Origin of the sequence: Pseudomonas sp. LAM2023 (genome assembly GCF_016620375.1) — a bacterium.
Taxonomy (GTDB): domain Bacteria; phylum Pseudomonadota; class Gammaproteobacteria; order Pseudomonadales; family Pseudomonadaceae; genus Aquipseudomonas; species Aquipseudomonas anuradhapurensis.
Genome location: NZ_JAENHV010000025.1, coordinates 1 through 1900 on the forward strand (window position 1 = coordinate 1; position 1900 = coordinate 1900).

The 1900-nt window shown below is 52.6% G+C and carries 2 protein-coding genes; both read right to left on the bottom strand.

Going from position 1 to position 1900, the window contains the following annotated elements:
- Positions 1-59: 59 nt before the first annotated feature.
- On the bottom strand, positions 60-452 hold the full coding sequence (locus tag JKP78_RS15010) for an Imm50 family immunity protein (RefSeq protein ID WP_200626898.1): 393 nt from the start codon (positions 450-452) through the stop codon (positions 60-62).
- Positions 452-1900 (bottom strand): RHS repeat-associated core domain-containing protein (locus JKP78_RS15015; protein ID WP_200626899.1); only part of this gene is annotated, 1449 nt, incomplete at its 5' end. The genes JKP78_RS15010 and JKP78_RS15015, both read right to left, overlap by 1 nt.

The following is a 1900-nucleotide window of genomic DNA, read 5'->3' on the forward strand; positions in this document are numbered from 1 at the left end:
GTTGGCAACAACTTAAAAACGGTAGTCGACACATCCATCGGCCGCCACTTTCCGCTAATTTAAGGGCTACCAATTAGGCCATAATTAATACCTTCAACACAAGCCCAGTCATACGAAAACTCTAGGCAACATTCATTTTCAAAAATAAACTTCACCAACTCTCTACCATCCATAAGACAAGCCAAGATCTCCGAAACAACATTACTTCTCCCCCATTTAGAAAAACCAACAATTTCTGCCGCACCAAATGAAATTTCCACATATACAACATCAAAGACACTCGGCCATCTTGCAGGCTTTTTTAAAGGCTTCCCCTTCATCATAAATTTAACAAAAACAGATGGACCATCTTGACTGAATACAACCGACAAGGCTTCAGCACCGACAAAAGAAGGAATATCGCCATACATGGCTGTTAATGCCTGCGGGTTCATAAATCTTGTGATATTCATTACTTTTTATTCCGACAGTTAAAGTAGTAGTGATCTTCCATCCCATCAACAGAACCTGTCCGAGGGTTATCTATAGGCCTGACGTTATGATGCGGAGGCTGATCTCCCACTCCCCCCTCGCCATAGTAATGACCAGCGGAGTGATCTTGCACAATAATATCCCTGCCGTTAACTCGATAAGTTAACTCTCGACTTCTTATTGGCCTTCGATTCTCATCAAGGATTGACTCACCATCACGATTGGTTAATCTCACCATTTTTTGATTTATCGGCTGCTGGGTTAGTGGAATACCCAAGCGCCGACGGATTTCCCTCAAGCTTGCTCGTCTCCACAGACCACATGTGAGACCTAACGGATCGACCCAGCTTACAGGATTAGAAGCATAGAGATGTAGATTAACGCCTCCAGCATAGCTAATTGGGTCTTGACTAAGGAACTTACCAGCTTCCGGATCATAATATCTATGCCGATTGTAATGCAGCCCCGTCTCATGGTCGTGATACTGCCCCTGGAAGCGAATCGGGTTACTTAGGCCATGCTGTTTCGCCCAGTCCGAGCGCTCCTCTTTGACTTCACCCCACGCCTTGTACTGCCCCGCCCAAGCAACATTGCCCTGCTCATCGGTCAGCTCCATCGGCGTACCGAGATGGTCGCACTGATACCAGGCAATCGCGTCAAACGCCTGCGGTTTCACCTCCGTATGCCACAGCGGATCCTGGTCAAAATCGTATTCGCGCTGGCTCCAGTCCGGTTGTTTATGCAAACGGATCGGGCTTTTACGCAGCGCCTGAGCAACCGGCACAAAGCTGCCCGGCTCGTACAGGTAATGCACGGTACGGCCAGTATCGCCATCGTCCCTTGGCGGTGAGCTCTCCCAGGCCAGGGTGTCGCCATCCCAGCCAAACAGGGTAAAGCCGCAGCCAAGTTCACGCTGGCGTTTGGCCCGTTGCAGCTGGTTCCAACCGGTGCCCGCTTCCGGCCTGTCCCAGAAATGCGCCACCGAGTGCTTGTGCAACCGTCGACCCAGGGCGTCGTAGCTGTAGTCCACCTTGAGCTTGTCGTCGTTGTACCCCGTTAGCCGGTCGAACAGGTCCCAGCTGAAATGGGCATGGGAGCCGTTGTGCAGCCGATGAATCAGGTTGCCGCGTTCGTCGTACTTGTAATGGGTCCCGGCGTACTCACGCAGCAGGTTGTCCATCAGTTTGTTGCGCCGTGGATCGGCTTCCAGCGGGCGGTTCAGTTCCTGGCTCTTCTGGTCGAGCAAGTTGCCGGCCGGGTCGAAGGCGAAGGTTTCCACGCCCAGGCGGCTGGTGGCCTTGAGCAGGCGCCCCACCGGGTCGTACTGGTACTCCAGCGGGCCACGGCGGCTGTCGTGGATGTTGGTCAGCTGGCCAGCGGCATCGTAGCGGTACTGGCGCTTGAGCAATGTGGACTGCCCGTCATGGCT